Raw genomic sequence first — 26,994 nt, forward strand, 5'->3', positions numbered from 1 at the left:
GGAAGGATCAATATGAAGTTTTTACTGATCGCCGCAGTTATGAATGGATTTTTATCTGTAGCTCTGGGAGCATTCGGAGCTCATGGTCTGGAAGGGAAAGTATCTGAAAAAGGATTGGATCAGTGGGGCAAAGCCGTGGATTATCAAATGTTCCATACGATGGCTTTGTTTGGTACAGCATTATTGATGGGCAGAATCCAAGCCGGAATGATGACTGGCGCCGGCTGGTTCTTTTTGATTGGCATCCTCTTGTTCTCCGGCAGTCTCTATATCTATGCCGTTACAGAAATCAAGACGTTTGCCATGATCACGCCGCTCGGTGGTTTATCATTCCTAATTGGCTGGATTCTGCTTGGATATGCCATCATCAAGCATCTGTAATCGTCAGAAATAAAGAATGGTTGCAAACACAAAAATGATAAAGGCACGCAGCAGCTGGATGATCATTTCGATCTGCAGCTGCTTTTTCATGGCAACAAGTCCTTCTAATACAAAACCGGCGGTCAGCACGTAGAATAAAAGAAGAACGAGCCATTGATGTTCCAGCTGAAACAAGGCCAGAACCGCCAGGACGACCGCAAGAAGGAGGGTTCCCAGCAAGGCCCGCTGGTAGTTCTCATAAGGAGGTCTCATCCGCTCACCTTTTCCTTTCATAGTGAAAAACCCGCTATCGAAATAGCGAGTTCAGGCTTAAGGGCGGGACTGGTAGTTGGCCATCCCCTGATTGGATCCGGAGCCGAATGGATAGTTGTAGTTGATTTCCTCATCAAAGGTAATGTAATCAAGGTAGACCATCAGCAGAAGGTAGCGTTTCCCAGTCTGTGGATCACTTAGAATGATGTGATCCCTTCCGGCGGCTTCAATGACTCCTTTGAAGATTTTTGCATTCCACTGGTCGTTGTTTTCAAAGGTCATGTACACCGTTGCCGGTTTGCCGGCATTGAGCCTGAGAATATTTTCAATGTAGGATTCTTCAGAAGGAAGCATGTTCGGTGGATTCACTCCACCTTTGAACGTTCCTTGCTGCATAGGCGGAACCTGGAGACCGCCTCCTTGTTGTCCTTGAGGCATCCCCTGGTTGGAATAGGGGGCGCTGGGATAATGGTACATATAAGGGCTCTGACCATAATAAGGGGAGGACATCTGCCCGTACATCGGCTGTCCCTGGCCTCCGGATTGTGGTTTTTGTGCCAATTGAATCACTCCTTACAGGAATTTAATACACACTTGGACAGTCGGACCGGGTCGGAGAGTAGAAACAGTGCGATTTATAGCGGCCTGTATTCCACTGTCCGAACCATTGTTCAGGGCAGTCGCCGGAAGGCTTGAAAAACCAGAGGGAGTTGGAGGCAGGATGGTAGCGCGTCCCTTTGATCGTTTTTCTGGCCAGGCGGATATCCTTTTCCCGCGCCCTCTGGTAAAAATAACCTTTCTGGGTGGCTTCGAATCCTCCTGGACTTTGATAGACCATATCGCGGATGGTGTTGATATCCGTGAAATCAATACAATCTCCGCGCACGCGGTTCACTCCTGTGTTCCCAACCATCAGCATCCCCAGCTCTCCGTCACCCTCGGCTTCTGCCCGCATCAGCCGTGCCAGTAACTTCACGTCAGCCTCAGTGGAAGGAATAACAGCCACGCTGTCACCTCGCTTTACGAAAGGCATGCTTGCATGCTCTTTATCACTATATGTACGGACCCTCCCTGGATATGAAAGAAATAAACCCGGGTGCATCCATCGAACCTTAACACATCGTAAAAACTCGCTTCATAAAACAGAGCTACAATAAAAAAGAATAGCCTGTGAAATAAAAAAACTGCCCGGGTTTCCCCGGACAGTTTTTTGGATCTTATATTTTCAGGAATTGATCAACAGCTTCCGGCTTCAGAAGGTTTCCGACATAGAAAGAGCCGAAGTCGCCGTAGCGGGACGTGACTTCATCGAATCTCATTTCATACACGAGCTTTTTGAATTGAAGGACATCGTGAGCAAACAAGGTGACGCCCCATTCCCAGTCATCAAAACCGATGGAACCGGTGATGATCTGGCGGATTTTCCCGGCATACTGCCGGCCGGTCATGCCGTGAGCATACATCAGCTTCGCGCGCTCGTCTTTTTCAAGCACGTACCAGTTGTCATTGCCTTGTCTGCGCTTGTCCATTGGATAAAAGCAGATGTGATTCCATTTTGGAAGCTTCGGACGAAGACGGGCCTGGATTTCAGGATCTTCCTCGTTGGCGCTTCCCATATAATTGGAGAGCTCGACAACGGAGACATAAGAATAAGCTGGAGTGGTAAACTCAGCCAGTTTCGTTTTATTGAAGGCTGTTTCAATCTCATTCAATTCTTCCATCGTCGGACGGAGAATCATCATCATGAAGTCAGCTTTTTGACCGACAATCGTGTAGAGGGCATGGCTGCCTTCCTTGTTTTCTTCCGTGTGCTCCCATTGTCCGATCAGCTCACGGAATTCGGAAACGGCCTCTCCACGCTCCTCCTCGGAGGCGTACTTCCAGGCTGTCCAGTCCAATGTGCGGAAATCATGAAGGCAATACCATCCATCCATCGTTACTACTGCTTCTGGCATAGGATCATTCGCTCCTTTGTATAGCAAGTCGTTAGTTAAAAATTTCACATTCCCAATATAACATATTTTGATCTTCAGGCATTACAGAGGGGGCCGATATCCTGTGACAATTAAATGAAGGAATGACGGATGGCGTTTCCGGGTACAGATAAACTGGACAGAACCGTATGGAAGGAGAAAATTTGAAGGGAATTCCTTTCATTTATACACAAAAGACTTTATCATATATAACAGAAATGAAAATTGGAGGGTTAAGCATGAGTAACCTATTTGATACAATGAAAGCTAAAATTGACGGAAAAGGTACAAAAATCGTACTTCCGGAAGCGATGGACGAGCGTATTCTTACAGCTGCAGGCCAGCTGACTGCTGATGGTATGATCACACCTGTACTAGTCGGAGATAAAGCGAAAGTAGAACAGAAAGCGGATGAACTGGGTGTGGACATTTCAGGCGCTGAAGTGTTGAACCCTGCGGACTATCCTGAATATGACGAGATGGTAGCAAGCTTCGTCGAACGTCGTAAAGGCAAGGCGACGGAAGAAAAAGCCCGTGAAATTCTTCAGGATGAAAACTACTTCGGTACGATGCTCGTATATATGGGCAAAGCGGATGGTCTTGTCAGCGGCGCGGCTCATTCAACAGCGGATACAGTACGCCCGGCTCTTCAGATCATTAAAACGAAACCCGGCATTAAGAAAACTTCCGGTGTCTTCGTCATGGTCCGTGAAGACGAGAAATACGTCTTTGCTGATTGTGCCATCAACATCAGCCCGGACAGCCAGGATCTTGCTGAAATTGCGCTGGCGAGTGCGGAAACAGCTGCCTTGTTCGATGTGGATCCTAAAGTAGCGATGCTCAGCTTCTCCACGAAAGGTTCTGCGAAATCACCAGAAACAGAAAAAGTAGCAGAAGCATTGAATATCGCCAAAGAACAGAATCCAGACCTCGTCATTGACGGTGAATTCCAGTTCGATGCTGCTTTCGTTCCTTCCGTTGCCGAGAAAAAAGCTCCGGATTCCCCTCTGAAAGGCGAAGCGAATACGTTTGTCTTCCCTAGTCTTGAAGCAGGTAACATTGGGTACAAGATCGCTCAGCGTCTCGGCGGTTTTGATGCGGTAGGTCCGGTCCTGCAAGGTCTGAACCAGCCGGTCAACGATCTTTCCCGCGGCTGTAGTGCAGATGACGTATACAAGCTGGCTATCATTACAGCAGCTCAATCTCTATAATAGAACGCAGAAAAAAAGACTGCCGGCCTGGAGGCCGGCAGTCTTTTTTTCTGGTACTTGCTTAAAACGTTTGCAGTGGGAAGCGGGAATGTGCTGAAAACGCTTGACTTTGGAGAGGATTCCATTAAAATAATACCTGGAATGAAAATCATTATCATTTAAAATTTATATACAGGGGTGGACATGATGAGGAACAAATGGTTGATGTTAGGGTTAACGCTTCTACTATCCGTATTCGTACTGGCTGCATGCGGAGGGGGCGAACAGGAGGAAGATACATCTTCTGATCAGGAAACAGCAGACACAGAAGAAACAAGTGAAGAGAACGCTTCTGAAGAAACGGGTGGAGAAGTAAATCTGTACACCGGCCGTCATTACGATACAGATCAGGAGCTCTATGATACATTTACAGAAGAAACGGGAATCGAGGTCAATGTCATTGAAGGGGATGATGACGAATTGATCGCCCGTCTTGATCGTGAGGGAGAGGCTTCTGAAGCCGACCTGCTGATCACCGCTGATGCCGGTCGTCTGCACCGTGCGAAATCGCAGGATCTGCTTCAGTCTTTGGAAAGCGACACACTGAATGAAAATATTCCGGAGAAATTCCGTGATCCGGATAACAACTGGTTTGGTCTGACCAAGCGTGCGCGTGTCATTGCTTACCACAAAGAGCGTGTTGATGAAGAAAACCTTCAAACGTACATGGATTTAACAAACGAGGAGTACCAGGATAAAGTCTTGATTCGTTCGTCCTCAAACATCTATAACCAGTCTCTTGTTGCTTCTATGATTGCAACGGAGGGCGAAGACGCTGCCAAGGAATGGGCACAGGGAATCGTAGATAACATGGCTCGTGATCCTCAAGGAGGAGATCGTGACCAGGCGAAAGCTGTCGCTGCCGGTGAGGGTGATGTGGCGGTTATGAACACGTATTACCTTGGGAAAATGCTGAACTCAGAAGATGAGGAAGAAGTGAAAGTAGCTGAACAGCTGGGAATCATCTTCCCCAACCAGGATTCTACAGGAACTCATGTCAACATCAGCGGCATTGGTGTGACAGCAAGCAGCAAGAATACTGAAAACGCTCAGAAATTCATTGAGTTCCTGTCTGGTGAGGAAGCGCAGAAGCAATTTGCTGAAGCCAACTACGAATATCCAGTAAATCCAGACGTCGAAGCTTCTGAACTGCTTCAAAGCTGGGGTGAGTTCAAAGAGCAGGACATTTCCCTGAATGAACTTGGAGAAAACAACGACCGCGCCATTCAGATTATGAATGAAGTCGGCTGGAAATAAGAACGAACCGCATCATGCCCGTCATGATGCGGTTTTTTCTATACAAAACAGTTGAGAACTGTTATCATTATTACGGACTCAACCTTGAATGAAGCAAGCCTCCAGGCTTTTTTCATTCAAGGCTGAGGGACTGGTGGAAAAGGACGTGTCCTCTTTGAATGTACGGCGAAGACTTCCTGCTTATAGAAATGGCTGGTCAATACTCAGTTTCATTATTGTCATCTTGATTCTCATCCCCAATGTGACGATCTTATTCAATTTCTTCACAGAAAAAGCTGAAAATTGGGGCCATATTACAGAATATATACTTCCGGATTTATTGAAAAACACTGGTCTGCTTATTGCTTTCACAGGGCTGTTGACCATTATCATAGGCACAAGCCTCGCCTGGTTGATTTCTGCTTATGATTTCCCGTTGAAAAAGTTTTTTAAGTGGGCGCTTATTTTACCGCTTGCCATCCCGCCTTATATTGCCGGATATACGTATAACGGGATATTGAATTACACAGGGGTGATTCAGACGACACTCCGGAATACGTGGGGCATCGAAGTGGAACAGAAATACTTTGATATTCTCAATCTTCCTGGTGCTGTTTTTATTTTCACTCTTTTTCTATATCCATACGTGTATACGATTACAAGAGCTTTTCTGGCCAATCAGTCAGCATCGTTAATAGAAAACGCACGTCTGCTGGGAGGTTCGCCGCTGGAAGTGTTTTTCAGGGTGGTCCTGCCGGTTTCCCGGGGAGCCGTTGTCGGGGGCGTCAGTCTCGTTCTTCTGGAAGTTCTGAATGATTATGGTGTCGTCCAGTACTTTGGCGTTCCTACATTCAGTACGGCCATCTTCCAGACATGGTTCGGCATGAATGACTTGAATTCAGCGATTAAATTATCAGCGACATTGATGTTTATCGTTTTTTCTATCCTGATTTTGGAGAAATTGCTGAGAGGCCGAAAGAAATACGCAGCTACGACGGCAAAAGCCCGGCCGCTCCGTGCCATTCCATTAAGCGGGGGGCGAGGCTGGGCGGCTTTCAGTTATTGTCTGGCCATCTTTCTGCTGGGTTTTCTCATCCCTTTGATTCAGCTTGTAGACTGGATGTTCTTAACCTTCGAAAAAGTGGCTTCGTCTGAATTTTTAACGTTGATCTGGAATTCCCTGTTCGTATCCTTGACGGGGGCCCTGCTTATTGTCTTCTTTGCAGTGATCATCGGCAACTTTGCCCGGACGCATCAAAGCCGGCTTTCGAAATCTGCAGCCAAAGTGACGATTCTCGGCTATTCGATCCCGGGAGCGGTCATTGCGGTCGGCATCAGTACCGTGTTTATTGATCTCGACAGTGGACTTTCCCGTTTCTATGAAATGACAGGGGTGGAAAGCCGGTTGTTTTTAAGCACCAGTATAGTGATCCTGATATCTTCCTATATCATCCGGTTTCTGGCTATTGGCTACAATTCCGTTGAATCCGGCTTTGATAAAATCGGAAACAAATATACAGAAGCCTCACGGATGCTGGGGATGAATATGACGAAGACCTTTTTTAAAGTGGACGTAAGAATGCTGCGGGCACCGCTGATCAGCGGGTTTCTGCTTGCCTTTATTGAGATCATTAAAGAACTTCCGCTCACGTTGATCCTGCGTCCGTTTAACTTTGGAACGCTGTCGACCAATGCTTTTAAATATGCCAGTGATGAGCAGATTCATGAAGCGGCGTTGTCTTCTCTTATCATAGTCCTCATCAGTGCAGCCGCTGTCTTTATTTTTCATCAGGTCTTAGAAAAGGAGTCGAATTGATATGTATGTTGAAATCAAAGATCTCTGTTTTGGGTATACCAACTCGAAAGAACGAACCGTCCACGATTTTAACCTGGATATTGAGCAGGGCGAAATCATTTCCATCCTGGGAGAGAGCGGCAGTGGGAAAAGTACCGTCCTCCGCCTCCTATGTGGTTTGGAAATCCCTGAAAAAGGGACGATCCACATCGCAGGCCGCACGATGACAGATGACCGGACGTTTGTAGCTCCTGAAAAAAGAGGGATCGGCATTGTCTTTCAGGATTATGCACTGTTTCCGCATATGACGGTTTATGAGAATGTGAAATTCGGATTGAAAGCGTGGAAGAGGAAGGATCGCAGCCGCAGAGTGCAGGAAGTGCTGGAGCTTGTGAACATGGGGGACTACTCAAAACGGTATCCCCATGAACTGAGCGGAGGACAGCAGCAGCGGATCGCTTTGGCTCGGTCGCTTGCGCCGGCACCGGAGCTGCTGTTGTTAGATGAACCATTCAGTAACCTTGATGCGGATCTGCAGGTGAAAATAAGAAACGAGCTGAAAGCCATTCTTAAGCAAACAGGAACGACCTGCATTTTTGTGACGCACGACCGGGAGGACTCCCGCGCCCTGGCAGACCGTATGGTTACGATGAGGGATGGGGCATCTTATGATTGGGACTCCTTATGTACGACACGTGAAGAAGAGAGTCAGAAGCCTGAGCTGGTTCGGCTGAAATAGGTAAAAAGCGCTCGACATCCTCAGCGGAGGTGGTCGAGCGCTTTTTCATTGCGTTTGACGATTTGATCGAACCGTTTTTGGAACCATTCAATTTCCGTGTCGTTCAGTGGATCGGTCACAATGTGGCCGGAAAGTTCGTACAGCTTCGTCAAGATTCTGTCCCGGACATCCGCTACAGTAAGGGGGGTGTCGAGCAGCTCATTGAGAGAAGCCATGACAGACGGCTCGATATCCGGATAGGTGAATCGTGTTTCTTCATTCCTTTTTCCAATTTCATAAAAGTGCTTCAGCAGGGAGGCTCTTTCAGCTCCGCTCCCCGTGACATCCAGATAGATCTGCACAGCGGACCCGTTTTTCACCCGGCGTTGGGAAATGCCGGCAAATTTCTTCCCGTTGATGCTGAGATCATAGGTGCCCGGACAGTAGGACCGGGTGATTTCATACGCTTCAATCTCATCAGTCACATCCTGGAACAGGTAGTGGATAAATGAGACCATCGCATCGTAGCCTTCATGGATGTTTACTTCCTTTGAGTCTGGGAAAATGAAGGAGAGGTTCATGACACCTTCATCCAACACGACGGCAAGGCCGCCGGAGTTACGGACGACGACCTGGTAGCCGCCGGCTTTCAAATATTCGATGGCTTCATCGATGTAAGGCAGACGGGCATCAGGAATTCCGAGGACGACGGTATTATGATGCACCCATAAGCGGGCCGTCGTCGGACTGATGCGCTCTCCGACGGAGATGGACAGGGTGTCGTCCATGGCGAACGACTGAAGAGCTGAAAACGAAGGTCCAAGACTGCTTTGATCGATGAAGCGGTAGGTATTGGTTTTTAATAAGGTATGGATTGTACTCATGCACATTCGAACTCCTTTACATACAGCACCATCTATTATAGCAAATATCGGTTGTTGCATGAATAAGTGAACCAATGTAAAATCTCCGATGGGTTAAAAAAGTCTTCAGGCAAAAAGGGATAGGGACAGGGAAGAGACCTCTCCCCTGTCATTTTTTGTCTGTCAAGACGTTTTTTTGTCGGATATAAAGGTATATAATAGTTAAAAATGTCGTCAGGAAAGGACAAGCGGATGGCTTATCGTGATGAGAAACTAAGTGAAGAAAAAGTATTTAAAGACCCGGTTCACCGTTATGTCCATGTACGGGAGCGGGTCATATGGGATTTGATCGGAACGTCTGAATTCCAGCGGCTGCGACGTGTGAAGCAGCTGGGAACTTCCTATTTGACGTTTCATGGAGCAGAGCACAGCCGCTTCAACCACTCGCTCGGTGTGTATGAAATTGTGAGACGGATTATTGAGAACTTCAAGGACCGGCCGCATTGGAACCAGGAGGAGAGACTGCTCTGTCTTTGTGCGGCTCTTCTGCATGACCTCGGCCACGGCCCGTTCTCCCATTCCTTTGAGAAGGTGTACAAACTGGATCATGAGGAATTCACCCAGGCGATCCTGCTTGGGGATACGGAGGTCAATCAAGTTCTCCGCCGTGTGGAAAAAGGATTTCCGAAAAAGGTCGCCGATGTCATTAACAAAACGTATGAAAATAAGCTGGTGGTCAGTTTGATCTCCAGCCAGATTGACGCCGACCGGATGGATTACCTGCAGCGTGATGCTTACTTCACGGGGGTCAGCTATGGTCATTTCGATATGGAGCGGATTCTCAGAGTCATGCGTCCGATGGAAGATCAGGTCGTAGTGAAGGAAAGCGGCATGCATGCGGTGGAAGATTACATTATGAGCCGGTACCAGATGTACTGGCAGGTTTATTTCCACCCGGTCACCCGCAGTGCGGAAGTCATTTTGACGAAGATTCTGCACCGGGCAAAAGAGCTGTATGACGATGGCTATACATTCAAGCTGGAACCGGTCCATTTCCTTTCCTTTTTTGAAGGGAAACCGAGCTTGAAGGAGTATTTAGCTTTAGATGAAGCCGTTGTGCTTTACTATTTCCAGATGTGGATGGAAGAAGAGGACGATGTGCTGAGTGACCTCTGCCAGCGGTTCGTGAACCGGCGGCTGTTCAAATACATCGAATTCAATCCGAATGCCCAGATGAATGAATGGATGGAGCTGTATAAGCTGTTCACCAAAGCGGGATTGAACCCGGATTATTATCTTGTCGTGGATTCCAGTTCCGACCTGCCTTATGACTTCTACCGCCCCGGCGAAGAAGGGGAGCGCCTGCCGATTCATCTGCTGCAGCCAAGCGGTGAACTGAAGGAGCTGTCCAGACTTTCGGATATCGTCGAGTCGATTTCCGGGAAGAAACGGACGGATCATAAGCTGTATATTCCTCTCGACCGCCTTGAGGAAATGTCCAATCGAAGTAAAACGAAGAAGCGGATTATGGAAATATTGTTTGGATAAGGAGTGAACCTCCATGTTGGAGAATCATGCGAAGTTGATGCAGTTTTTTTCAAGCACGGAAGAAATCGTCGGAAGGAAGAAACTGCAGAAGATGATCTATATCTTGAAAAAGTGTGAAATCCCATTTGAGGAACGGTACCAATTCCACTTTTACGGCCCCTATTCAGAGGAACTTACGCTCCGGGTAGAGGAAATGTGCAATCTGGGATTTGTAACGGAAACGAGAGAAGAAAAAAAGAATTATTACCAGTACCGCTATCAGCTGACGGACAGCGGCCGCGATTTTCTCAAGCATTATGAAATGGACCTGCCGCCTTTGAATCAGCACATTGATCTGATGAATGAACGGAGCTCAAGGTTTTTAGAGCTCGTTTCAACGATGCTTTTCTTCGAGGACCTGCCGAAAGAAGAGGTCGCCGAAAAAGTGTTTACAGTCAAGAGTGCCCAGAATTATTCAGACGAGGACATTGAAGAAGGCTGGACCTTCATCGAAACGATCCGCGGTATGCATTAGATAGGTTAGATAGGAATGAAAAGTACGTGTCCATTGGAGTTGCCTTTATGTCGTGTGGGTGGTCACGCTCCGCGCAGACGACGTGCGAAAGGGAAATGGATGTATGAATCGAGAAAAGAAAAAATTGAGCGCAGTTTCTTAGATTGGAAAGAACGATGTGGACTGCGTTACTGCCGTTAGATTGTCCTTCACCTGGCCCGAGCGTATGTGTGGAGGGCAGTCTTTTTTATGCTCCTGGAGGAAAAAGCTTGCAGAGAAGATCAGGACTGCCTGGGAAAGGACGAGAAAATGACCATACCTTCATTACATAGCGAGCATTACCGTCTTCGGAGCCTGCGGGAAGAAGACGCCGTGTCTTTGTTCCCGTTCATGGGGGACGGCGGAACGATGAAGTATATCACGCCCCATCCGGTTCAGAATATTGAGGAGATGAGAAAACAGGTTGGAGCGTACTTGACGGCTTATGAAGAGAAGCGCGAAATCCCCTGGGTGATCGAAGACCGGAGTGGAGACGTTATTGGATTTTTCCGGTTTCATAAGCTTCATCACTGGCATCGGAAAGCGGAGATGGGAGTAGTCATCTCTGCCGCGTATCAGCGTTCAGGCGTCATGTCTGAATTGATGGCCGTCATTCTCCGGTATGGATTTGAGGAGCTGCAGCTGAACAGAATCGTCGGAGATATATTTGCAGAAAATCAAGGGTCGAGGAAACTTCTTGAACGATATGGGTTCCAGGAGGAAGGGACACTCCGTCAGACGGATTTTGATGGAAAGAGGTTTCAGGATACGGTTGTCTTCTCTATGCTGAAGGAAGAATACCAGGCCTTGAACAAACGTTTGACCAATAAGGAAGAGTGACCGCTGCCCTTTCACTCCACCATCCCGGTGGTTCTATGTTAAAATAGGAGCAAAACGTACGGGCTTGTAAAGGAGGTTCGCTGAATCATGAAAGAATTCGATCAGTTTAAGAAAAATAGTGACAGCAGTGATAAGAAGAAAAATCAATTTACGATCATTAAAGATGACGCGACAGACGGGCACGGCGGCTACGGGGTCGGCTCCATCAGTCTTGAAAACATGACCCCGGTCATCGTTGATCCCAATGAAGAAGAAGCTTATGTGGATATGGGGGCGCTTCATGCCCGCAGTAAAGTGGAGAAGCGGATCAAATTCATCACAGATAAAGACGTAGTGGCCAATGGCCTTCATTACTGGATTGCCTGGGTGACGGTGGATTACCGCGGAGGGAATCCCTGCTACTACGGAGTGGCTGCCAGTGAAATCATCGTCGATCGTTCCATCAAGCGAGGGTATAAGCTGATGCCGGAGCACGTGAATCATATGGACAAATCGTTAAAAGGGCGCTTTGTCGTCGAGCACGTGGATGAAAAGAGTAGAAAAATTCTCGGAGAATACCTTCGTGAATTCAAACCGGAGCTCTGGGAAAATACGGCTCAGGAATTGAAGGCTGCGTTAGGCGTTTCATAAGAAAAAAGCCTGTCGGGACAACCGGCGGCTTTTTTTATGCCTCGTTTTTTCCGGCATTCTGGTGAATGGGATCTTTTTTTCACTTCTCCTGTAACTTCCAGTTTACGCTGTCCTTTTTTATGATAGAATAAGAACAAATGTTCGTGATTGAGGAGGGGCATGATGGATAATCGTAATCGGGATCGAGGAACCATTAAGTGGACGTCTTTGATGCTGCCGGAACATGTGGAGATGGTGAAAAAGCTGTGGAAAGAGGATCAGCGCGTGGAGAAGGGCATCATTGATGAACAGAAGGCGGTGGAAATCGACTTTTTGCTGCAGAGGGCGGTGAAGGATGATTTAACAGTCCGTCTGAGGGTCCATAATGGATTTGATTATGAAGAATGTCTGCTGAAGGTCCAGGAGGTAAGCCGGTGGGAAAGAGTTGTCAAAGGGATCCACTGGGAAACGAAGGAACAGGTCCGCTTTCCCCTGGAGGATATCATTGATTTAACGATCGCCTGAGCCTGATTTACCGGAATGTTCATAAAATACGGACAGATCTCTGTGATTCGTATTGACGAACCTTTGACGGGGTAATATATTAAGTAATACATGGATTGTACATGTTTGACTAGGACAGAGAAAACGACCGGCTTGTGACCGGTCGTTTTCTCTGTCCTTTTTTATTATCGTTCCAGCTCCGACCATTCCTTTTTATGGATGAACGTGGTCATGGGTCAGGCTGCGTTATTCTTTGAAGTAAGGAGTGTGTGGTGTTAACGGTCACGTTCCGCTTATCGGTGGATGCTTGCCGCGGGCACGGCCTCAGCTAACTTGGGCAGGAAAACCACCTGCCCAAGTGGATCTTCGGCTCGCGCTGGTCCCGCAGGCGTCACCACCGAACGCTTCTCGTGACCTTCCCATAATGGTGAGTTGAAAACAGGGCTGACCTTCTGTTTAACAGAAGATCAGCCCTGTCTGCAAAAACATAAGGATAGAACACGTTTCCTTGTGTACAAGCATCACTGGACCACAAGAACTTTCTCCGTGCATTATTTCTATTGGCGGCTGAAGGTCAGCCGTTTTTTTGGTTAGAAGAACCAGTCCACGACATCTTTGAACCATGGGTCGTCCTCGAATTCATCATTGATATCCTTTTCTTCACTGCCTCCGCACACTTTCTTCGGTATGTCTGCCTTTTCCATATAGACGAGCCGTTCCTGAGGGCAGTCAGGGCCGGCAAGGTATCCGGTATCAGGGTCAATGTATACCCCCTTCACACCTGGTGGAGGCACGAAAGCCGCTGAAGGGAGAGTTTCGTGAATGTCCTCCATTGTATCCGCCCAGATGGACTTGGCATATCGGTGATCATTGAACGTTTCCAAAGGGCGTCCCCCTTCATCGTAGCCGATCCATACACCCGTAACGAATTGCGGACTGAAACCGATCATCCAGCTGTCCGTATCTGTGGTTCCCGATTTGCCTCCGTACATCCGGGTCAGCTTTCCGTTAACAGGTGTGCCTGTAACAGAAGCGTAGGAGGCATCAAGGGCTGGATCGAACATGCCTGTCATCATATGGGTGACGGTAAAGGCCGTTTCCTGATCGACAGGGTCGTCTTTTAAAATGACCGGTTCATATTCATATAACACATGTTCATGCCGGTCGGTAATTTTTTTAATTGTATGCCCTTCGAGAGAGTCAGAGCCTTTGACCATCTTCCCGTACGCCGTGATCATATCGTACAAGGATATGGATGAATAGCCCAGTGCAAGAGAGGGGTGGGGTTCAAAAGCCCCCTCTAGACCAAACGTTTTCATCGTTTCGACAAGCTTTTCCGGTCCGATGTCCATATGGGTGGATACGGCATAAATGTTATCGGATACAGCAAGAGCTTGAGCCATCGTTATCGGCTTATCCGCATACTGATCATTGAAATTGGTGGGAACATACGGATCGCTTTTTCCTTCGACAGGGAATTCAACCGGCTTGCTTTCGCGCATCGTGACCGGCGATTCTCCGGACTCCAGTGCACTGTAATAAAGCAGCGGCTTAATGGTGGATCCGATCGGTCGTTTTGCCTGCACCGCCCTGTTGAACGGACTTTCCTCATAATTCCTGCCTCCGATCAGTGCGGTGACAGCGCCGGTGCGGCTGTCCATAACGACTGCGGCGGTTTGGACGTCATGGCCGTCAGGAAGATGCCGGGCGGCCATTTCTTCCAATGTGTCCTGATGTTCTTCATTAAGAGTCGTATGGATGTGGTATCCACCGGTCTGGATGCTTTCTCTGTCGACGCCCAGCAGCCGGGCTGCTTCGGAAATGACCTCATCCTGAAAATAGGGAGCGGTTTCCTGTATCTTTTCATTCTGACCATCCGCATAATTCAAGCTCGCTTCCACAGCTTCCTCTTTTTCTATCGAAGTAATGTATCCGTGGCGCTCCATCTCCGCTAAAATTTGTCCCTGCCTGGATACGGCTTTCTCTTCATTGTTCAGAGGAGAATAGTAGCTGGGCCCTTTCGGTATGCCGGCAAGCATGGAGGCTTCTGTGAGGGAAAGTTCCCCGGCATTCTTACTGAAATAGTGGCGGCTTGCGGCTTCAATGCCGTAGGCCCCGTGGCCGTAATAAATGGTGTTCAGGTAACCCTCTAAAATTTCGTCTTTGTTATAGAAGATTTCCAGTCGCAGGGCATACATCGCTTCATAAAGTTTGCGTTTCCATGTTTTATCATGCGAAAGATATAGGTTGCGGGCATACTGCTGGGTAATCGTGCTTGCTCCCTGAGCCATACGCATCTGTTTTATATCGGTTAAGGCAGCGGCCGCAATCCGTTTGAAATCGAAACCGAAATGGTTGTAAAACCGCCGGTCTTCAATGGCAAGCGTGGCGTCCTTAATCGACTGGGGCATATCCTCGATAGCGATCCAGTACCTTTCCTCAGCCCCTTTGTCCTCCCCGATCACCTCTCCACTGCTTCCGTAGATGAGTGTATTCTGTTCCGTCGTCAAGGATGGGGGGCCCTGGATAATCGCCGTCATAACTACAGCAATGAGAGCGATAAGGCCGAGGATGGCGGCGGCTCCCGTCAGTTTCAGGCTGATGATCAGCCATTTGTAAGAAGTTTTGATAAATGACCACATCTTGTTTATACTCCCAACTATAAAGAGAAAATTTTGTGTTCACCGAAACGAAAGACTGCTATTATTATGGGAGAATTCGTAGTAAAATAAACTTCTTGTTTGCTTTTTAAATACCGGTATGGAGGGGGCTCCCTGCCACCGGCCGATGTATAGATGAAAAGGAGAAATGCTTCATGGGTACATGGTTTACAGAAAAACAGACCGATCATTTCGGGATTACAGCGAAAGTGAATCGATCGCTTCATAAAGAGAAAACAGATTTTCAAGAATTGGAAATGCTGGAGACAGAAGAATGGGGAAATATGCTCGTGCTTGATGATATGGTCATGACGACGGAGAAGGATGAATTCGTTTATCACGAAATGGTCGCCCATGTTCCTTTATTCACCCACCCCCACCCTGAAAATGTGCTGGTTGTCGGCGGCGGAGACGGTGGTGTGATAAGAGAAGTCCTGAAGCATGAAAGTGTGAAGAAAGCCACTCTTGTGGAAATTGATGGGAAGGTCATCGAGTATTCGAAAAAGTACCTGCCGTCCATCGCAGGAATGCTTGAAGACGAACGTGTCGAGGTCAAAGTAGATGATGGATTCATGCACATCGCACAAAGCCGTGACGAATACGATGTCATCATGGTTGATTCCACAGAACCGGTCGGACCTGCTGTGAGCCTCTTTTCCAAGGGCTTTTACGAGGGTATTGCCAAAGCACTGAAAGAGGATGGCATCTTTGTCGCGCAAACAGACAACCCGTGGTTCAAGGCAGACCTGATCCGTCAGGTGTACGGGGATGTGAAAGAAACATTTCCGATTACCCACGTGTATACGGCTAACATTCCAACGTATCCAAGCGGACTGTGGACATTCACGATGGGGAGCAAGACGCATCATCCCCTTCAGGTTCCTGAAGACCGTTTCACGGAACTGGATACGAAATACTACACCGAAGAAATCCATCAAGCCTGTTTTGCGCTGCCGAAATTTGTGAAAGACTTGACGAAGGAGTGACATTCATGAGGTTTGATGAAGCCTACTCTGGAAAAGTATTCATAATGAGCCGAGCTTCAGAGGAAGAAGCGGACGCTGTGATTTACGGCATGCCGATGGACTGGACGGTCAGCTTCCGTCCGGGCTCCCGATTTGGCCCGAACCGGATCAGGGAAGCTTCCATCGGCCTTGAGGAATACAGTCCTTATCTGGACCGTCATTTGGAAGAGGTAAGCTATCATGATGCAGGCGATCTGCTGCTGCCATTCGGAAATGCAGCCCGAAGCCTTGATATCATTGAGGATTATATGGATGAACTGATGGAAAAAGGCAAGTTCCCGCTCGGGATGGGCGGGGAGCACCTTGTCTCCTGGCCGGTCATTCAATCCGTTTACAAAAAATACCCGGACCTTGCCGTCATTCATATTGATGCCCATGCGGATCTTCGGGAGGAATACGAGGGAGAGGTGCTTTCCCATTCCACGCCGATCCGGAAGACGTGTGAGCTCATCGGAGCGGAAAACGTCTACTCCTTCGGTATCCGTTCCGGTATGAGGGAAGAGTTCCAATATGCTGCTGAATCCGGTATGCATTTGTACAAGTTCGATGTACTGGAGCCTTTGCAGAAGGTTCTTCCTGAACTGGGCGGGCGTCCGGTTTACGTCACGATTGATATTGATGTGCTGGACCCCGCCGCTGCACCGGGAACAGGCACGGCTGAAGCGGGCGGCATTACTTCTAAGGAACTGCTTGCGGCCATTCATGCCATGGCAGGAAGTGAGATGAATATCGTAGGGGCTGACTTGGTGGAAGTAGCGCCGGCCTATGATCATTCGGAAAAAACACAGATTGCTGCCAGCAAACTGATGCGTGAAATGCTTTTAGGGTTTGTTCAATAAATGATAGAATAGGAAAAGCCGCTGTGATGATCACGGTGGCTTTTCTATTTTCAGGCCCGGGGCCTGAAATCATGAATAAAGGAGCGTTTCATTTTGACAAAGAAAGGGATCGGTCTCATTTCGGCCTATGCATTGGTGATGGTGGCTCTCTTCACCGCCACTTTTACAGGGGAATGGAACCCATCAAATTACAGCTATACATTAAATGAAAACACCCTGACGATTGAACAAGGATTATGGAATAAAGAAGAAATGGAAGTGGAGAGGGAAGGGAATATCAACAATATCCTGCTCTTCCAGCTGGCGGTTTCTGAAGAAAGGCAGCAATGGAGCGTGGACCTTGGTGTGACCGCTGTTCTTCTGCCTCTCTTGTTGTTTATCGCTGCTCCTGCACAGCGTCCGTTTAAGAAATATCTAGCCTTTAAGTGGTACGCGGCGGTTGTTTTGGCCATCCTTGTGGTATACACCGCATGGTCCGTTCCGGCACACGTTTCCTATGTGGATGATATAGAGAGGTATGTTCGTCTGCTGACAAGTTCCTGATACCAACGCTTGCGTTTTTAAACTGAAATTTTTATAATGGATTAGTTATAACTCGTTCGTAAAACTGTTAAAGAAAAGGTGGAGAAACATGCCTGCAAATGCAAAAGACATCCAGGTCCAGCTTGTTACCGAAATCCAGGATCAAGATCGCAGAGAGACCATGGAAATCGAAGAGACCGGCCGTTTTTTAGTCCGCGGCAGTACGCAGGTGCTGACCTTTACGGAGCACCCGGAAGACGGTGAGCCTGTCCATACAATGGTGACGATCAAACCGGAGCATGTAAGCATCAAGCGTACCGGCGGTGTGGAAATGCGCCAGGTTTTTAAACCTTTGATGGAAACAGAGAATCTATATCACCACACCTATGGTGATTTTCATATGAAAACCTACACGAAAGAAATGAACTACACCCCGCTGGAAGAATCCGTGCAGGGACGACTGTTTTTAAACTATACGATGACGTTAAATCACGAGGTGACGCAGGCGCACAGCTTGACGTTGACGTTTGAGGAGGAGAGCGATTCATGAATATCGTTGAACAAATGGAACAGAACCTGAAAGCAGAAATTGTGCGTTCTGTGCTGGCAGCGGGGCTTGCCGGAGAAGAAGAAATGCCGGAAGTGGTGCTTGAACAGCCGAAGGATAAAGCTCATGGGGACTATGCCACCAATATGGCCATGCAGCTGGCGCGTGTAGCGAAAAAGAACCCGCGTGCGATTGCAACTGAACTGGTGGAGCAGTTCGACCATTCGAAAGCATCCATTGAAAAAATTGAAATCGCAGGCCCGGGCTTCATTAACTTTTACATGAACAATCAGTATTTGACGGAACTTGTGCCTTCTGTACTGTCTGCCGGCGATGCATATGGACGCACCAACAGCGGAGACGGTCATAAAATCCAGATTGAGTTCGTTTCGGCCAATCCGACGGGAACCCTTCACCTGGGACACGCCCGTGGAGCAGCTGTCGGTGATTCCTTGTGCAACGTATTGGAGGCAGCCGGCTACGACGTCTCCCGTGAATACTACATCAATGATGCAGGAAACCAGATGATGAATCTGGCGAAGTCTCTTGAAGCCCGATACATGCAGGCGCTCGGCCGTGACTGGGACATGCCGGAAGATGGCTATCACGGTAAAGATATTATCCAGCTCGGAGAAAAGCTCGCGGAAGAAACCGGTGAAAAATGGGCGGAAGCCGAGCAGGAAGAGCGTCTTCAGTTCTGCCGTGAATATGGTTTGAAGTTCCTTTTGAACCGGATCAAGACCGATCTGGAAGAATTCCGTGTGCCATTTGATGAATGGTTCTCTGAAACCTCCCTGTATCAGGGTGACCAGATTACAGACGCCTTGAAAGTCCTTAAAGATCAAGGATACGTGTATGATAAAGATGATGCCACATGGTTTGAAACGACACAGTTCGGCGATGATAAGGATCGAGTCCTTATTAAAAATGACGGCACATACACGTACTTGACGCCGGATATTGCCTATCACAAAAACAAGCTGGACCGCGGTTTTGATACGCTCATCAACATCTGGGGAGCGGATCACCACGGCTACATCCCACGTATGAAAGCAGCCATCCAGGCACTGGGTTATGAAAAGGATACGATGGAAGTAGAAATCATCCAGATGGTCAATTTGTTCCAGGACGGCGAAAAGGTGAAAATGAGTAAGCGTACCGGAAAAGCGGTCACACTTAGAGAGCTGATGGAGGAAGTCGGTGTCGACGCGATGCGCTATTTCTTCTCCATGCGTTCCAGTGACTCCCACCTGGACTTTGATATGGACCTTGCCCGTTCCGAGTCCAATGAAAACCCTGTGTACTATGTGCAGTATGCGCACGCAAGAATCTGCACGATGTTGAAGCAGGCGGAAGAGAAAGGGCTCATGAAAGAGAACTACGATAACAGCTGGTTAACGGCTGAGAAGGAAGAAGACCTGCTGAAGAAGCTTGGGGAATTCCCGCAGGTTGTAGCGGATGCGGCCGACAAACGTACCCCGCACAGGGTTACCCAGTATGCCTTTGATCTGGCTTCTGCCCTCCACAGCTTCTACAATGCCGTGAAAGTATTGGATGGCGACAATCCGGAGCGCACAGCGGCAAGAATTGCCTTAATGAAGGCTGTACGGATCACATTGAACAACGCGCTGAAACTTGTTGGTGTTTCTGCACCAAATCAAATGTAATCTCATAGAATAGGAAAAGGGCGTCTCTGCATCATCAGGCAGAGGCGTTCTTTTTTTATGTGCGCAGTCATAAGGAAAAGGGAATGATGAATGGAGTGGAGAAAGAAGTACATGATATACGAAAAGGACGGAAGAAGGAGGAATCCATGTGGGAAAAGAAGTGCTGCTGGCATTACTGACCGGTTTCGTTGTCGGGTTATTATTTGCTGCTGTAAAACTGCCGATACCGGCACCGCCCGCCTTTGCGGGAGTGGCCGGTATCATTGGCATTTATCTTGGGTTTAAAGTGTATGGGTGGATCGGACCGGTGTTCACAGAGTTGTTTAAATGACGTCTATAAAAACGGGCGGAGCAGAACAGCAATCTTTTGATTGATTCTCGTTCCGAGCGAGCGTTTTTTCAGCCAACGGTCATCGAAAGGAACAGCATCCGCGACATCCTCAAAATAGACATCTCTCAAGTCCTGGATGAAAGCTTCGTCATACACGTAGGTATTCACTTCTTTATTCAGGAAAAAGCTGCGCCGGTCAAAGTTCGCCGTTCCAATATCGGCGAACTGCCCGTCAATCATGATGACCTTTGAGTGATAAAAGCCTGCATCAAAGAAGCGTATGTCAGCACCGGTCTGCTTCAGCTCTTTTAAATACGGCACCGCTGCTTCCTTTACAAACGCATGGTCCGCTTTCATCGGAATCATAATATGCAGCGAGACGTTCCGTTTCAATGCTTTCTTTAAAGCATCCTGAAGCGTAGGCGTGGGAATGAAATAGGGCGTACCGATTAAAATTTCCCGTTCAGCAGAATCAATCATTTTCTTGAATTCTGTTTCAAGCTCTACGCCGTCTGTCGCTACAATCCTCATCCGGTACGGATGCTCGGTATCCGAAGGGGGGAAGGGGGTATCTTGTTCTCCTGTCGCCAAGTACCAGTCATCAAGAAAAATTGTATGGAGCTGATGAACAACCGGACCGAATGCACGGATGTGGTAATCCCGCCAATCCCCTAATTTTGACGATTCTCCGATATATGCCTTTCCGACATTAAAACCCCCGACATAGCCGATATTCCCATCAATGACGGTGATTTTTCTGTGGTTTCTTCGTTGAAGGCGGTAGAAGAAGTAAGGGAAACCAGGTACTTCCGCAAAAGCGAAGCGCACCCCTGCCTCTTCAAGTTCGCTGCGACGCTTTTTTGTAATTTTAAAGCTGGCCACACGGTCGCCCATCAGGCGGACGGGGACACCTTCGGCCGCTTTGTTTTTGAGCACCTGAAGGAAGTTATCCGCAATATAATCATTTTCTATAAGAAAGAAATAAACATCCACCTGTTTTTCTGCCTCGGAAATATCCCGGAAAAGCTGCTCATACAGCCGGGATCCGTTCTTATATAAATGATAGCTGCCTGTCGTTTCCTCCAAGGGAATGGTACGGGCCTGTTTATGATGCCGGGACCTTCCCAATTTAAAATCCAGGAAAAGCAGGAAAATAAGAGTGACTGCTAGTAATAGTAGAATAATGTAGAACATAAGATGCCTCCTAAAAAACTCTTCCTCCTAGTTTCCCCTTTTTCGACCTTTTCAAAAGGAAAATTACAGAAAATATATTGACTGAATGCTCATTCATAATTTATAGTTAAGCTATAAGATTCAGAAAATTTAAAGTTTCTGATCGGAGAAAAGGGAAATCGCTTCGTGCGATGACAACAAAGAGGGGGAAAACCTATGAATCCACTGCTGGTCGCAAACTGGATTTTGTTCCTTGGTGTACTGATCTATGGACTTTATTTATTTGTCCGTGTGGTTCAGACTCGTATCGCTTATATCAAACTGGGAAAAAAATTCGAGTATGACAAACAGCTGAAGTCACGATTACGCAAAATCTGGATTTATGTATTCGGGCAGAAGAAACTGCTCAAGGATAAGAAATCCGGAATCATTCACGTTATGATGTTTTATGGATTTATTCTCGTGCAATTCGGAGCGATTGATTTTATCTATAAAGGACTTGTGCCGGATGCCCATCTTCCGCTCGGCCCTTTTTACGCCGGCTTTACGTTTTTCCAGGAGCTGGTGACGTTAACCATTCTGACCGCCGTTATCTGGGCATTTCACCGCCGGTACATTGAAAAGCTTGTCCGTCTGAAGCGCGGATTTAAAGCCGGACTTGTCCTGATTTTCATTGGAACACTGATGGTAACCGTCCTCGTTGGAAACGGCATGAGTATGATCTGGCATGCCCATGAAGGAGCATGGACAGAACCTGTTGCGAGCGTTATTGCAAGCGCTTTCGGTTGGGTGCCGGAACCTGTAGCCATTACGGTATTCTTTGTCATGTGGTGGATTCACCTATTGATCCTGCTCACCTTCCTTGTCTACGTGCCGCAGTCCAAGCACGCCCACCTTCTTGCTGCACCTGTGAATGTCTTTTTGAGTCGTGAGGAGCCGCCGGGGAAATTGAAGTCCATTGATTTTGAAATGGATGAAGATGCCGATGAAGAAGATGTATCCTTCGGGGTTGGAAAGATTGAGGATTTCAACCAGCTTCAAATGATTGATTTTTATGCATGTGTCGAATGCGGCCGCTGTACAAACGTGTGTCCTGCGTCCGGTTCCGGGAAAATGCTGTCACCGATGGATCTGATTGTGAAGCTCCGGGACCACCTTACCGAAAAAGGAGCCGCTGTTACAGGTCAGTCCCCGTGGGTGCCAGCCTACGCATTTTCCGGGACAGAAGGGAATACACTCGCTCAAATGGCCCGAAGCCACGGGACAGATGAGGCCGCAGCCACGCTGGAAGCGTTCCAGAACAAGAGCCTGATCGGTGATGTCATTACAGAAGAAGAACTGTGGGCTTGTACGACCTGCCGGAACTGTGAGGATGCCTGCCCGGTTATGAACGAGCATGTTGATAAAATCATTGATCTGCGCCGTTACCTCGTTCTTACCGAAGGAAAAATGGATGCCGATGGCCAGCGTGCCATGATGAACATTGAGCGCCAAGGGAACCCATGGGGACTTTCCAAGAAGGAAAGAGAAGACTGGAGAGAGCTGGATGAAGATGTTCATATTCCTACAGTGAAAGAGTTGAAAAAATCAGGGGAAGAGTTCGAATACTTATTCTGGGTCAGCTCCATGGGCTCATACGATAACCGGAGCCAGAAAATCGCCATGGCGTTTGCGAAACTGATGAATGAAGCAGGCATCAAGTTCGCCATCCTTGGAAACAAAGAACAGAACTCCGGAGACACAGCCCGCCGCATGGGGAATGAGTTCCTATTCCAGGAGCTGGCGGAGAAGAACATGAAGGAATTCGAGAAAAATGATGTGAAGAAGATCATTACGATCGATCCACATGCGTATAACATCTTTAAAAATGAGTATCCGGATTTTGGATTGGAAGCAGAAGTGTACCATCATACCGAGCTGCTTGCGGAATGGTTGAAAGAAGGGCGCTTGAATCCCCAGGGAGTGGTGAAAGAAAAAATCACCTATCACGACAGCTGCTATCTTGGCCGCTACAACGAGGTCTATCAGCCGCCGCGTGAAGTTCTGGAGATGATTCCGGGGGTCGAAGTCGTGGAAATGAAGCGGAACCGTTCCAACGGGATGTGCTGTGGAGCTGGAGGCGGCATGATGTGGATGGAGGAGAAATCAGGGAATCGTGTGAACGTAGCCAGGACTGAGCAGGCGCTTGAGGTGGAGCCTACGATGATTTCCAGCGGATGTCCATTCTGTCTGACGATGCTGTCAGATGGAACAAAAGCGAAGGAAGTGGAAGAAGAGGTCAGCACGATGGATATAGCAGAAATTCTGGCGAAGTCCATTTTTGAGAGCACAGAGGAAAAAACGGCTTAATTAAACGTTTGTTTAAAAACGAAAAAATGACAGAATGATTGAAAAATTGTGGAAAGTGTGCAGTATTTTATGTACACTTTCCTTATGGGACGATGTTGAGCGAGCGTTCAATCGTCATTTTTGTAAGCGTTATCAATAAGAGGAGGAATGACAATGCGTAAAACAGTCATCGTGGATGGAGCACGGACACCATTTGGGAAATTCGGAGGGGCTCTTGCACCTCTGACAGCGGCACAGCTTGGCGGTATCGCGATCAAAGCAGCGTTGAAGAAGGCGAAGGTTCATGCGGAGGATGTGAACGAAGTGATTATGGGGAGCGTTCTTCAGGGAGGACAGGGACAGCTCCCTTCCAGACAGGCGGCCCGTGAAGCTGGAATCCCCTGGGATGTGAAAACAGAAACCGTCAATAAAGTGTGTGCCTCCGGCATGCGGAGTGTCACGATGGGAGATCAGTTCATCCGCCTTGGAGAAGAAGAAATCATCGTCGCCGGCGGAATGGAAAGCATGAGCAATGCCCCATACTTCATGCCGAAAGCGCGCTGGGGTCTCCGGATGGGGGATGCGTCTGTGAAAGACATGATGGTGCATGACGGATTGACCTGTTCATTCGAGAACGTCCATATGGGCAATTACGGCAACCGGACAGCCGAACAGTATGAACTGACACGTCAGGCTCAGGATGAGTGGGCGTACCGCAGTCATCAGCGTGCTGTTCAGGCCACGGAAGATGGAAAGCTGGGAGAAGAAATAACGTCAGTGGAAATCCCCCAGCGCAAAGGGGATCCTGTCGTTGTGGATCAGGATGAAGCTCCTAGAAAGAGCACAACAATCGAAGCGTTATCTAAGCTGCGGCCGGTGTTCGACCAGACAGGTACGATTACAGCCGGAAATGCACCGGGTGTCAATGATGGGGCCTGTGCCATGGTTTTAATGTCGGAGGAAAAAGCTGAAGAAACCGGAGCATCTGTGCTGGCAGCAATTCTGGCCCATGATGAGATTGCTGTGGAGGCGCAGGATTTCCCGCAGACACCGGGACTTGTTATCAATAAGCTGTTGAAAAAATCCGGAAAAACCATCGATGAGATCGATCTGTTTGAAGTGAACGAGGCATTTGCCGCTGTATCCCTGGCTAGTGGGAAAATCGCCGGTCTGGATCCGGAAAAAGTGAATGTCAACGGTGGAGCCGTTGCTCTTGGCCATCCGATCGGGGCCAGCGGAGCCCGTATCCTTTTGACATTGGCTTATGAACTGAAACGCCGGGGCGGCGGCACAGGGATCGCAGCTATCTGTTCAGGTGGCGGCCAGGGCGATGCCGTTCTCATCGAAGTACCGAAACAATAAGGGGGACATACGGATGTCAATAAATAAAGTCATGGTCATCGGCGCAGGGCAGATGGGCGCAGGTATTGCTCAAGTTTTTGCCCAGGCTGGTCTTCATGTGAAATTGAATGATCGAGAGCAGGAAGCATTGGATAAAGGGCAGGCCGGGATCGAAAAGCGCCTGGAAAGAGCTGTTGAGAAGGGCCGGATGACCGATGGCAAACGTGAGGAGATGCTGGAGCATCTGACATTTACGACCGACCTGCAGGAGGCCTCTGACTGCGATCTCGTCATTGAGGCCGTCGTGGAAAGTATGAAGGTGAAGATCGATGTGTTCCAGCAGCTGGATGAAATCACACCACCTCATGCTATTTTGGCGACCAATACCTCTTCTCTTCCGATAACGGAAATCGCTGCAGCTACGAAGCGTCCGGACCAAGTAATCGGCATGCATTTTATGAATCCGGTCCCGGTCATGAAGCTGGTGGAAATCATCAGGGCGATTCAGACGAGCGATGACACGTATGCGTCTGTGAGGGAAATGGCTGAAAAACTTCAGAAGACACCGGTAGAGGTAGAGGATTTTCCGGGTTTCGTTTCCAATAGAATTTTGATGCCGATGATCAATGAAGCGATTTACACCGTACATGAAGGCGTCGCCTCGCCGGAAGATGTTGATGCTGTGATGAAACTTGGGATGAACCATCCAATGGGACCACTGACACTCGCTGATTTTATCGGACTGGATACATGCCTTTATATCATGGAGGTCCTTCATGAAGGATTCGGCGACAGCAAATACCGGCCTTGCCCGCTTCTTCGCAAATACGTCAAAGCCGGATGGCTCGGGAAGAAATCCGGCCGCGGTTTTTACAGCTATGAATAACTGATGAAAAGGGGAGATGACCGTGGAGCTTCAATGGACAGATGAACAGAAAATGATGCGCCGGATGGTACAGGATTTCGCTCAGAATGAGGTGGCACCGGCCGTCGAACGTATGGAGAAGGAAGACCGCTTCCCGGAAGAATTGATTCCTAAAATGGGGGAGCTTGGTTTAATGGGGATACCGATCCCTGAAGCATACGGAGGAGCTGAGATGGATTATACCTCCTATATCATTGCGATTCATGAACTATCTAAAGTAAGTGCGACCCTTGGTGTCATATTATCTGTACACACATCAGTGGGGACCCACCCGATTTTATATTTCGGATCGGAAGAACAGAAATCCAAATATATCCCGAAACTTGCATCGGGCGAATACTTAGGTGCCTTCGCCTTGACGGAACCGAGCGCCGGCAGTGATGCCAGCAGCCTGAAGACGCGTGCTGAGAAAAAGGGAGATCAATACATCCTCAACGGCTCCAAGGTGTTCATTACGAATGGAGGCAGTGCAGATACCTTCATTGTTTTCGCGCGGACGAACCCCGAAGTGTCTCCGAGTAAAGGCTTGAGCGCTTTTATTGTGGAGCGCGGCACGCCTGGGTTTTCGATTGGAAAAGCGGAAAGGAAAATGGGCATGCATGGGTCGAGTACGGTTTCTTTGAACTTTGATGCCTGTGAGCTTCCAGCTTCCCAGCTCCTTGGGAAAGAAGGGGAAGGCTATAAAATCGCCCTCTCCAATTTGAATATCGGGAGAATCGGAATCGCCGCCCAGTCACTCGGGATTGCGGAGGCCGCTTTGGAGCATAGCGCCGCCTACGCAAAAGAACGGGAGCAGTTCGGACGCCCGATCGCCCATCTGCAGGGGATTTCCTTCAAATTGGCAGACATGGCCACGGAAGTCGAAGCTTCCAAACTGCTGGTCTACAATGCCGCTTCGATGCAGGCATTAGGAAAGCCGTGTAGTAAAGAGGCGTCGATCGCTAAGCTTATCGCTTCCCGGACGGCAGTCAAAGCAGCCATTGAAGCGGTTCAAGTCCATGGAGGTTACGGATACACAGAAGACTATGCGGTGGAACGGTTTTTCAGAGATGCAAAAGTGTGTGAGATATACGAAGGAACGAGCGAAGTCCAGCGTGTCGTCATCGGCAATCATCTGGTGAGAGATTAGGAGGAT

At 48.3% G+C, this 26,994-nt stretch carries 27 protein-coding genes; 20 read left to right on the forward strand and 7 right to left on the reverse strand.

Annotated elements, in window-relative coordinates; translation table 11 throughout:
• The first annotated feature begins 12 nt into the window (after positions 1–12).
• Complete coding sequence (locus H615_RS0108085) at positions 13–381, forward strand: DUF423 domain-containing protein (protein WP_027954673.1); 369 nt, start codon at positions 13–15, stop codon at positions 379–381.
• A 3-nt stretch (positions 382–384) separates the two neighbouring features.
• On the opposite strand, the gene H615_RS0108090 is transcribed toward H615_RS0108085, so the two are convergent.
• The 4 genes from H615_RS0108090 to hemQ all read right to left on the reverse strand — a co-directional run bounded on the left by H615_RS0108090 (position 385) and on the right by hemQ (position 2,588).
• Positions 385–654: a hypothetical protein gene (locus H615_RS0108090; protein ID WP_242520288.1), complete on the reverse strand. Its 270-nt coding sequence runs from the start codon at positions 652–654 to the stop codon at positions 385–387.
• A gap of 36 nt (positions 655–690) precedes the next feature.
• Positions 691–1,194 carry a spore coat protein GerQ gene (gerQ, locus tag H615_RS0108095; protein WP_027954675.1) on the reverse strand — a complete coding sequence of 168 codons (504 nt, stop codon included), beginning with the start codon at positions 1,192–1,194 and terminating at the stop codon, positions 691–693.
• 22 nt (positions 1,195–1,216) lie between these two features.
• A complete protein-coding gene (locus H615_RS0108100) occupies positions 1,217–1,639 on the reverse strand; it encodes a cell wall hydrolase (protein ID WP_027954676.1) in 423 nt (140 codons plus the stop codon).
• A 211-nt stretch (positions 1,640–1,850) separates the two neighbouring features.
• Positions 1,851–2,588: a hydrogen peroxide-dependent heme synthase gene (gene hemQ, locus H615_RS0108105; RefSeq protein WP_027954677.1), complete on the reverse strand. Its 738-nt coding sequence runs from the start codon at positions 2,586–2,588 to the stop codon at positions 1,851–1,853.
• A gap of 257 nt (positions 2,589–2,845) precedes the next feature.
• Here hemQ and pta point away from each other — a divergent pair, with 257 nt between their 5' ends.
• The 4 genes from pta to H615_RS0108130 all read left to right on the forward strand — a co-directional run bounded on the left by pta (position 2,846) and on the right by H615_RS0108130 (position 7,626).
• On the forward strand, positions 2,846–3,817 hold the full coding sequence (gene pta, locus H615_RS0108110; RefSeq protein ID WP_027954678.1) for a phosphate acetyltransferase: 972 nt from the start codon (positions 2,846–2,848) through the stop codon (positions 3,815–3,817).
• A gap of 186 nt (positions 3,818–4,003) precedes the next feature.
• A complete protein-coding gene (locus H615_RS0108120; RefSeq protein WP_027954679.1) occupies positions 4,004–5,113 on the forward strand; it encodes a Fe(3+) ABC transporter substrate-binding protein in 1,110 nt (369 codons plus the stop codon).
• Positions 5,114–5,201: 88 nt separating this feature from the next.
• On the forward strand, positions 5,202–6,908 hold the full coding sequence (locus tag H615_RS0108125; RefSeq protein WP_211225366.1) for an ABC transporter permease: 1,707 nt from the start codon (positions 5,202–5,204) through the stop codon (positions 6,906–6,908).
• A 1-nt stretch (position 6,909) separates the two neighbouring features.
• Entirely contained in the window at positions 6,910–7,626 is a 717-nt protein-coding gene (locus H615_RS0108130; protein ID WP_027954681.1) for an ABC transporter ATP-binding protein, read from the forward strand.
• Positions 7,627–7,646: 20 nt separating this feature from the next.
• Here the strand turns inward: H615_RS0108130 and lipL are convergent, their stop codons facing one another.
• Positions 7,647–8,489 (reverse strand): octanoyl-[GcvH]:protein N-octanoyltransferase, encoded by an 843-nt coding sequence (gene lipL / locus H615_RS0108135; protein WP_027954682.1) that lies wholly within the window; start codon positions 8,487–8,489, stop codon positions 7,647–7,649.
• A 231-nt stretch (positions 8,490–8,720) separates the two neighbouring features.
• Between lipL and H615_RS0108140 the strand changes: the two genes are divergently transcribed.
• From H615_RS0108140 to H615_RS0108160, 5 genes are all read left to right on the forward strand, one after another.
• Entirely contained in the window at positions 8,721–10,016 is a 1,296-nt protein-coding gene (locus H615_RS0108140; protein WP_027954683.1) for an HD domain-containing protein, read from the forward strand.
• Between the two features lie 13 nt (positions 10,017–10,029).
• On the forward strand, positions 10,030–10,530 hold the full coding sequence (locus H615_RS0108145) for a YwgA family protein (protein ID WP_027954684.1): 501 nt from the start codon (positions 10,030–10,032) through the stop codon (positions 10,528–10,530).
• A 288-nt stretch (positions 10,531–10,818) separates the two neighbouring features.
• Complete coding sequence (locus H615_RS0108150) at positions 10,819–11,388, forward strand: GNAT family N-acetyltransferase (protein WP_027954685.1); 570 nt, start codon at positions 10,819–10,821, stop codon at positions 11,386–11,388.
• An 87-nt stretch (positions 11,389–11,475) separates the two neighbouring features.
• Positions 11,476–12,018 (forward strand): YwhD family protein, encoded by a 543-nt coding sequence (locus H615_RS0108155; RefSeq protein ID WP_027954686.1) that lies wholly within the window; start codon positions 11,476–11,478, stop codon positions 12,016–12,018.
• A gap of 162 nt (positions 12,019–12,180) precedes the next feature.
• Positions 12,181–12,522, forward strand: coding sequence for a YolD-like family protein (locus H615_RS0108160; protein ID WP_027954687.1), 342 nt, complete (start codon positions 12,181–12,183; stop codon positions 12,520–12,522).
• 569 nt (positions 12,523–13,091) lie between these two features.
• On the opposite strand, the gene H615_RS0108165 is transcribed toward H615_RS0108160, so the two are convergent.
• Positions 13,092–15,143: a transglycosylase domain-containing protein gene (locus tag H615_RS0108165; RefSeq protein ID WP_027954688.1), complete on the reverse strand. Its 2,052-nt coding sequence runs from the start codon at positions 15,141–15,143 to the stop codon at positions 13,092–13,094.
• Between the two features lie 173 nt (positions 15,144–15,316).
• Between H615_RS0108165 and speE the strand changes: the two genes are divergently transcribed.
• The 6 genes from speE (at position 15,317) to H615_RS0108195 (ending at position 20,092) form a co-directional block, all read left to right on the forward strand.
• Positions 15,317–16,147: a spermidine synthase gene (speE, locus tag H615_RS0108170; protein WP_027954689.1), complete on the forward strand. Its 831-nt coding sequence runs from the start codon at positions 15,317–15,319 to the stop codon at positions 16,145–16,147.
• Positions 16,148–16,152: 5 nt separating this feature from the next.
• On the forward strand, positions 16,153–17,025 hold the full coding sequence (gene speB / locus H615_RS0108175) for an agmatinase (RefSeq protein WP_027954690.1): 873 nt from the start codon (positions 16,153–16,155) through the stop codon (positions 17,023–17,025).
• Positions 17,026–17,118: 93 nt separating this feature from the next.
• Positions 17,119–17,568, forward strand: a complete 450-nt coding sequence (locus tag H615_RS0108180) for a hypothetical protein (RefSeq protein ID WP_027954691.1) — start codon at positions 17,119–17,121, stop codon at positions 17,566–17,568.
• 88 nt (positions 17,569–17,656) lie between these two features.
• The gene (locus H615_RS0108185; RefSeq protein ID WP_027954692.1) at positions 17,657–18,097 is read left to right on the forward strand and encodes a YwiB family protein; all 441 of its coding nucleotides are present in this window, start codon (positions 17,657–17,659) and stop codon (positions 18,095–18,097) included.
• A complete protein-coding gene (gene argS / locus H615_RS0108190) occupies positions 18,094–19,761 on the forward strand; it encodes an arginine--tRNA ligase (RefSeq protein WP_027954693.1) in 1,668 nt (555 codons plus the stop codon). The genes H615_RS0108185 and argS overlap by 4 nt, the downstream gene beginning before the upstream one ends.
• A gap of 148 nt (positions 19,762–19,909) precedes the next feature.
• Complete coding sequence (locus H615_RS0108195) at positions 19,910–20,092, forward strand: XapX domain-containing protein (protein WP_027954694.1); 183 nt, start codon at positions 19,910–19,912, stop codon at positions 20,090–20,092.
• A gap of 3 nt (positions 20,093–20,095) precedes the next feature.
• Here H615_RS0108195 and cls read toward each other — a convergent pair whose 3' ends face one another.
• Entirely contained in the window at positions 20,096–21,286 is a 1,191-nt protein-coding gene (gene cls, locus H615_RS0108200) for a cardiolipin synthase (RefSeq protein ID WP_027954695.1), read from the reverse strand.
• A gap of 195 nt (positions 21,287–21,481) precedes the next feature.
• Here cls and H615_RS0108205 point away from each other — a divergent pair, with 195 nt between their 5' ends.
• The 4 genes from H615_RS0108205 (at position 21,482) to H615_RS0108220 (ending at position 26,988) form a co-directional block, all read left to right on the forward strand.
• Positions 21,482–23,614 carry a heterodisulfide reductase-related iron-sulfur binding cluster gene (locus H615_RS0108205; RefSeq protein ID WP_027954696.1) on the forward strand — a complete coding sequence of 711 codons (2,133 nt, stop codon included), beginning with the start codon at positions 21,482–21,484 and terminating at the stop codon, positions 23,612–23,614.
• A gap of 153 nt (positions 23,615–23,767) precedes the next feature.
• Entirely contained in the window at positions 23,768–24,955 is a 1,188-nt protein-coding gene (locus H615_RS0108210) for an acetyl-CoA C-acetyltransferase (protein WP_027954697.1), read from the forward strand.
• Positions 24,956–24,968: 13 nt separating this feature from the next.
• Positions 24,969–25,820: a 3-hydroxybutyryl-CoA dehydrogenase gene (locus H615_RS0108215; protein WP_027954698.1), complete on the forward strand. Its 852-nt coding sequence runs from the start codon at positions 24,969–24,971 to the stop codon at positions 25,818–25,820.
• 16 nt (positions 25,821–25,836) lie between these two features.
• Positions 25,837–26,988, forward strand: coding sequence for an acyl-CoA dehydrogenase (locus tag H615_RS0108220; RefSeq protein ID WP_035531721.1), 1,152 nt, complete (start codon positions 25,837–25,839; stop codon positions 26,986–26,988).
• Positions 26,989–26,994 lie beyond the last annotated feature (6 nt).

This window comes from Halobacillus kuroshimensis DSM 18393, from assembly GCF_000425705.1.
GTDB classification, from domain to species: domain Bacteria; phylum Bacillota; class Bacilli; order Bacillales; family Halobacillaceae; genus Halobacillus; species Halobacillus kuroshimensis.